This window comes from Nostocoides japonicum T1-X7 (assembly GCF_001046855.1).
Classification (GTDB): Bacteria; Actinomycetota; Actinomycetes; order Actinomycetales; family Dermatophilaceae; genus Nostocoides; species Nostocoides japonicum.
In genome coordinates this window covers 4,171,028-4,177,199 of the sequence record NZ_HF570958.1, presented here as the reverse complement: position 1 = coordinate 4,177,199, position 6,172 = coordinate 4,171,028, and the positions used below count along the sequence as shown (strand labels likewise).

At 72.6% G+C, this 6,172-nt stretch carries 6 protein-coding genes; 2 read left to right on the top strand and 4 right to left on the bottom strand.

Translation table 11 applies throughout. The annotated features are described in order from the left end of the window. Window positions 1-99: 99 nt before the first annotated feature. The 3 genes from BN12_RS18935 to BN12_RS18925 are packed head-to-tail and all read right to left on the bottom strand — an operon-like array spanning window position 100 to window position 3,068. Entirely contained in the window at window positions 100-1,236 is a 1,137-nt protein-coding gene (locus BN12_RS18935) for an Mrp/NBP35 family ATP-binding protein (RefSeq protein WP_048556605.1), read from the bottom strand. A 10-nt stretch (window positions 1,237-1,246) separates the two neighbouring features. Further along, on the bottom strand, window positions 1,247-1,798 hold the full coding sequence (locus tag BN12_RS18930; protein ID WP_048554939.1) for a DUF1003 domain-containing protein: 552 nt from the start codon (window positions 1,796-1,798) through the stop codon (window positions 1,247-1,249). Beyond that, window positions 1,791-3,068 (bottom strand): magnesium transporter MgtE N-terminal domain-containing protein, encoded by a 1,278-nt coding sequence (locus BN12_RS18925; RefSeq protein WP_048554937.1) that lies wholly within the window; start codon window positions 3,066-3,068, stop codon window positions 1,791-1,793. Before BN12_RS18925 ends, BN12_RS18930 begins: the two co-directional genes overlap by 8 nt. Window positions 3,069-3,197: 129 nt before the next feature. Here BN12_RS18925 and BN12_RS18920 point away from each other — a divergent pair, with 129 nt between their 5' ends. Then, a complete protein-coding gene (locus BN12_RS18920) occupies window positions 3,198-4,193 on the top strand; it encodes an LLM class F420-dependent oxidoreductase (RefSeq protein WP_048554935.1) in 996 nt (331 codons plus the stop codon). Window positions 4,194-4,367: 174 nt separating this feature from the next. Here BN12_RS18920 and BN12_RS18915 read toward each other — a convergent pair whose 3' ends face one another. Continuing rightward, window positions 4,368-4,910, bottom strand: coding sequence for a hypothetical protein (locus BN12_RS18915; protein ID WP_157635568.1), 543 nt, complete (start codon window positions 4,908-4,910; stop codon window positions 4,368-4,370). Between the two features lie 91 nt (window positions 4,911-5,001). Here BN12_RS18915 and BN12_RS18910 point away from each other — a divergent pair. Next, a partial coding sequence (locus BN12_RS18910; RefSeq protein ID WP_083454773.1) for an HpcH/HpaI aldolase/citrate lyase family protein occupies window positions 5,002-6,172 on the top strand: 1,171 nt, incomplete at its 3' end.

Below are 6,172 nucleotides of genomic sequence, written 5' to 3'. Positions count from 1 at the left end.
CCCCGCCGGTCGACGTCTACGACCCCAGCCGGCCGACGCCCTACGACATCGACGCGACCTGATCGCCCGCCGGGGCGGTCAGAGCTCCGGCGGAGCCGGTCAGCGGCCGGCGGGCGTGAGACCGAGGGACCGGCCGGCGAGCCCGCGGGCGCGCGTCGACAGCCCCCGGGCGACGCCGCGGAGGGCCACGGCGGCAGGGGTGTCCGGGCGTCCGAGGACGACGGGATCCCCCGTGTCGGAGCCCTCGCGCAGCGCCGTGTCGAGGGGGATCTGGCCGAGGAGCGGCACGTCGGCACCGATCGTCCGCGTCAGCGACGCGGCGACGTCGGCGCCTCCGCCGGACCCGAAGATCTCCTGGCGGGTGCCGTCGGGCAGCTCGAGCCACGACATGTTCTCGATGACGCCGGCGATCCGCTGGTGGGTCTGGACGGCGATGGCGCCGGCGCGCTCGGCGACCTCGGCCGCGGCCTGCTGCGGCGTCGTGACGACGAGGATCTCGGCGCCGGGGATGAGCTGGGCGACGGAGATCGCGATGTCCCCCGTGCCGGGCGGCAGGTCGAGGAGCAGGACGTCGAGGTCGCCCCAGAAGACGTCGGCGAGGAACTGCTGCAGCGCCCGGTGGAGCATCGGGCCGCGCCACACGACGGGCTGATTCCCCGGCACGAACATCCCGATGGAGATGACCTTCACCTCGTGGGCGATGGGCGGCAGGATCATGTCGTCGACCTGCGTCGGCCGGTTCGTCACCCCGAGCATCCGGGGGATGGAGAAGCCGTAGATGTCGGCGTCGACGACCCCGACGCGCAGCCCGTTCTCCGCCATCGCGGCGGCGAGGTTCGCGGTGACCGAGGACTTGCCGACCCCGCCCTTGCCGGAGGCCACGGCATACACGCGGGTCAGGCTCCCCGGCTTGGCGAACGGGATCTCGCGCTCCGCCTGCCCGCCCCGCAGCCGGGTCTTCAGGTCGGCCCGCTGCTCGTCGCTCATGACCCCGAGGCGCACGTCGACGGCCGTGACGCCGGGGACCTTGAGGAGCGCGGCCGTCGTGTCCTCGGTGAGGGTGCCCTTGAGGGGACATCCCGCGACGGTGAGGAGCACCGAGACCGAGACCCGGCCGTCGTCGTCGACCGACACCGACTCGACCATCCCGAGGTCGGTGATGGGACGGCGGATCTCGGGGTCGTCGACGGTGGCCAGCGCAGCGCGCAGGGCCTCGTCGGTCACGGTGGGGGCCATGCCTCCCATGCTAGGTCGGGGCTGCGCCGCCTTCGGACCCGGCATCGGGGTCGGGCCGGGCGGCGAGCACACCGCGCTCCTCCAGCTCCTCGAGGAGCTCGCGCAGCTCGCCGCGGATGAAGTCGCGAGTCGCCGTGTCGCGCAGCGCGATCCGCAGGGCGGCGACCTCGCGGGTGAGGAACTCGGTGTCGGCGAGGTTGCGCTCGTCCCTCGTGCGGTCCTGCTCGAGCCCGACCCGGTCGCGGTCGTCCTGCCGGTTCTGGGCGAGCAGGATGAGCGGCGCGGCATACGACGCCTGGGTGGAGAAGAAGAGGTTGAGGAGGATGAAGGGGTAGGGGTCCCAGTGGAAGCGCTTCATGCCGAGGACGTTGAGCAGCACCCAGACGATGATGAAGATCGTCATGTAGACGAGGAACTTCGCCGTCCCCATGAAGCGGGCGAACTTCTCGGCGAGGATGCCGAAGCCCTCCTCGCTGAAGTTCGCCGGTCGGCTGATCCGGGTGCGCCGGCTCGTCTCGACCGGCTGGTCGACCCGCACCGTCCGGGCGCGGCGGTCAGCCATGGCTCACCTCGCGGCGGTCCTCACGCCAGTCGTCCGGCAGCAGGTGGTCGAGGACGTCGTCGACGGTGACGGCTCCGAGGAGGAGGCCGGCCTCGTCGACGACGGGGAGGGCGACGAGGTCGTACGTCGCGAGGCGCCGGGTCACCTCGTCGAGCGGTGCGTCCGGGAGCAGCGGCTCGACGTCCTTGTCGAGGATGCCGCCGACGGGCGCGTGGGGCGGCTCGCGGAGCAGGCGCTGGAGATGGACCATGCCGAGGTAGCGGCCGGTCGGCGTCTCCAACGGCGGTCGGCAGACGAAGACCGTCGTCGCGAGCGTCGTCGTGAGCTCGGCGCGGCGCACGACCGCGAGGGCCTCGGCGATCGGGGCCTCCGGTCCGAGGATGACCGGCTCGGTCGTCATGAGCCCGCCCGCGGTGTTCTCGTCGTAGGTGAGCAGCCGCCGCAGGTCGGCGGCGTCGTCGGGCTCCATGAGCTGGAGGAGCTGCTCGGCCTGCTCGGGCGGCAGGACGTTGAGGAGGTCGGCGGCGTCGTCGGGCTCCATCGCCTCGAGGACGTCGACCGCCCGGTCCACGTCGAGGCCGGCGAGGATCTCGACCTGCTCCTCCTCGGGGAGCTCCTCGAGGACGTCGGCGAGCTTGTCGTCGGCGAGCGCGGCGGCCACCTCGGCGCGCCGCTTCGGCGTGAGGTCGTGGATCACCTCGGCGAGGTCGGCCGGGCGGAGGTCCTCGTATGCCTCGAGGAGGCGCTGCGCCGCCTGTGCCGTGTCGTCGCCGCGCAGGCCCGTCACGTCCTCGATGGGCACGATGAAGGTCTCGCCGCGGCGGCGGCCGAGGGGGGCGATGCCGCGCCGCGGGGTCAGCTTGCGGACGTATGCCTTGGCGACCGACCACGTGCGGGTCTGCTCCCGCTCGAGCCCGATGTCCTCGATCGTCGCGTCGACGGTCTCGCCGTCGTCGGTGCGGACCCTGACCCGGCGCTCGAAGAGCTCGGCACGGACGAGGGTCTCGTTGGCCCGCTGCTCGAAGCGGCGCATGTTGACCAGACCGGTCGTGATGACCTGGCCACCGTCGACCGACGTGACCCGCGTCATCGGGACGAAGACCCGCCGGCGTCCCGCCACCTCGACGACGAGCCCGATGGCCCGAGGCCGGGCTCGGGTGGCGCTGAAGGTGATGACGACGTCGCGGACCCGCCCGACCTGGTCTCCCAGCGGGTCGAAGACGTTCAGCTCGGCCAGGCGGCCGACGAAGACGCGCGTCGGGGAGCTCACGTCGCAAGGCTAGCCGGGGATGGCCGCGGGGTTCCTGCACGAGGGCTCTTGCGGCACGTGCCGATCCCACCCGGCACGTCGTCCGGTCGGGCTGGTGCGTCCCGCCGTCACACGGCATACGGTCAGGGGGTGAGCATTCGCCTCGGCTACCAGATCCCCAACTTCACCTACCCCGGACGGCACGCCGCCGACATCGCGCCGACGGTCGTCGCGCAGGCCCGGGAGGCGGAGCGTGCCGGCTTCGACGCCGTCCTCGTGATGGACCACTTCTACCAGCTGCCCGGGATCGGTGAGCCGGACGAGCCGATGCTCGAGGCATACACGCTCCTCGGCGCCCTCGCGACGGCCACCGAGCGGGTCCAGCTGTCGGCGCTCGTCACCGGGAACACCTACCGCAACCCCACGCACCTCGCGAAGGCGGTGACGACCCTCGACGTCGTCAGCGGCGGCCGGGCGGTCCTCGGCATCGGCGCGGGCTGGTACGAGCTGGAGCACCGGCAGCTGGGCTTCGAGTTCGGGACGTTCGCCGACCGCTTCGACCGGCTCGCGGAGTCGCTCGAGATCGTCGTGCCCATGCTGCGCGGCGAGCGGCCGACGGTCCGGGGCACGTGGTACTCGACGGAGTCCGCGATGAACGAGCCGCGGCTGCGCGACGACCTGCCCGTGCTCGTCGGCGGGAGCGGGGAGCGCAAGACGTTCCGCCTCGCGGCCCGGTATGCCGACCATCTCAACATCATCTGCAACGCGACCGACCTCCCGCGCAAGCTCGACGCCCTCGCGCAGCGGTGCGAGGACGAGGGCCGGGACCGCGCGACGCTGGAGACGAGCTACCTCGCCTTCGTCATCGTCGACGAGGACGGGGACGCCGCCCGCCGGATGCAGTACGACCACCTCCGGTCGCGCGGCGTCGACCTCGACACCCTCGACGACGACGCGCGGGCGCTCGCGACGGAACGCCAGTTCGTCGGCACCCCCGACGACGTCGCCGAGCAGCTGCAGCGCCGCGTGCTCGACCGGGGCGTCGACGGGATCATCCTCAACCTCGTCCCGAACGGTCACGTCCCCGGTGTCGTCGACCTCGCCGGCCGGACCGTCCGGCCCCTCGTCGGCCCGACCCCCGCCTGACCTCGGCCCCAGTGCTTTCGCACGTGCCGAGAAGATGTCGTCGCATCGCGTCCTGGACAGCATCAACTCGGCACGTGCGTGGGAAGGTTCGCACGTGCCGAGAAGATGTCGTCGATCGGCGTTCTGGACAGCATCAACTCGGCACGTGCGGGTGGGGAGTCGGGGAAGAGAGACTCAGCCGCGCTGGCGACGGCGGCGCTGGGGGCGACCACCGCGGTGCCAGGGCAGCCGGCCGACGGTCGTCGGGCCCTCGGGGCGGACCGGCGCCCGCCCGGACGCGTCGCCGAACGACCCCGGCGCCTCGACGGCGGCGCCGTAGGGCGTCACCGCCCGAACCACGGCCACCTCGGCCCACCGCTCGGCGACCCCCGGCGCCGCGTTGAGCCGCAGCGGGACGAGGACGTCGACCGCCTCCTGCCACTCGGGCGTCCCGGCCTCGAGGACCTCGACCTGCCCGTTGACGACGAGGAGACGTCCGCCGCTGTCCTTGGAGCGCAGGACGAGCCGGACGTGGTCGGGCAGCCACGGCAGGTACTGCTCCCCCGGGCCGGACACGAGCAGGATCCGCCCGTCGTGCCAGCCGTGCCAGACCGCATACGACTCCCCGCTCTCGGGGAGCTGGACCCAGAGCATCCCGGACTTCGCGGCCCCCTCGGCGAAGAGCGCGGTGACGTTCACCGGCTTCGGGGCCGCAGCGTCTGTCGAGGACTCCGTCACAGCGTGAACTGTCTCATAACGACACCGACGACGCCGCTGCTAGCGTCGCGCGGGCACCCGTCGTCGACGCCGAAACCACGAGGTGGAGCCCATGCGCAGCCCCAAGGACTTCTTCGCCCCCCTCGCGGTGGGTGCCCCGACGCCGGTCCGGGAGGTACCGGCGCGGCCCAGCCGGATGATCCACTTCTTCGACCCGAGCAACGAGAAGATGGCGGCCAAGGTCCCCCAGCTCGTCGGCACCGTCGACGTCCTCCTCGGCAACCTCGAGGACGCCGTCAAGGCCGACCGCAAGGAGGCCGCGCGGGAGGGACTCGTCCGGATCGCGCAGGCCACCGACTTCGGGGAGAGCACCCAGCTGTGGACCCGGGTCAACAGCCTCGACAGCCCGTGGGTCCTCGACGACCTCATCACCCTCGTCACCGAGATCGGCGACCGGCTCGACGTCGTCATGGTGCCCAAGGTGACCGGCGCCCACGACATCCACTACGTCGACCGCATCCTCGCCCAGCTCGAGGCCCGGGCCGGGCTGACCCGTCCGATCCTCGTCCACGCCATCCTCGAGACGGCGAGCGGCGTCGTCAACGTCGAGGAGATCGCCGGCGCCAGCCCACGGATGCAGGGCATCTCGCTCGGACCGGCCGACCTCGCCGCGGACCGCCGGATGAAGACGACGAGGGTCGGGGGCGGGCATCCCGGGTACCTCGTCCGCCAGGACCCCGTCGACGGCGACTACGCGGGAGCGACGACCGCGCGGGCGACGTTCCAGCAGGACCTGTGGCACTACACGATCTCCCGCATGGTCGACGCGTGTGCGCTGAACGGGATCTTCCCCTACTACGGCCCGTTCGGCGACATCGCCGACACCGTCGCGTGCGAGGACCAGTTCCGCAACGCCTTCCTCCTCGGCTGCGTCGGCGCCTGGTCGCTCCACCCGGTCCAGATCGCCATCGCGAAGAAGGTGTTCAGCCCGTCCCCGGCCGACGTCGCCCACGCCCGCCGCGTCAAGGAGGCGATGGGGGACGGCACGGGGGCCGTCATGCTCGACGGGAAGATGGAGGACGACGCGAGCCTCAAGCAGTGCCTCGTCATCCTCGAGCTCGCCGAGCGCCTCGCGAGCACCGATCCCGAGCTGGCCGAGGCGTATGCCGTGCCGTCGCCCGCCCCGGACGCCGCGGTCTCCCCGGGCACGGGTCCCGCCCCCGCAGGGGACGCGGCAGGCCCCGCCGAGGCGGCAGGCCCAGCCGAGGCGGCCGGCACGGCCC